The sequence below is a fragment of the Desulforhabdus sp. TSK genome, from assembly GCF_022836495.1.
Taxonomy (GTDB): Bacteria; Desulfobacterota; Syntrophobacteria; order Syntrophobacterales; family Syntrophobacteraceae; genus Desulforhabdus.
Map to the genome: position 1 here is coordinate 1 of NZ_BQXM01000251.1, position 255 is coordinate 255.

General features: G+C 58.4%; 1 pseudogene. It reads right to left on the reverse strand.

The window, feature by feature from the left end:
- Window positions 1–255, reverse strand: a pseudogene (locus MWC30_RS22290) (hypothetical protein); the annotation flags it as partial.

The window sequence follows — 255 nt, forward strand, 5'->3', positions numbered from 1 at the left end:
ATGTGAGGATCCATGGCAAGGTAGATATGAGAAGATCCGATCTTGTGGCGCTGGAGCCTGCCTTGTCGGCACAACTGAACGAGAACCGAATGGCAACGGCATCGGAGCTTTGTCCCCAACTGCTCTGCCGTCATGCCGGCCGAACTGCGAGAGGCCAACTCCACCAGAGTCTTGGTGAGGCTGCCTGCACGCGAGAAGCCGATGTCTTTGTGGAACCACAACCCGTCCTCGCCGAAGCGAGGGATGGAACGAAGC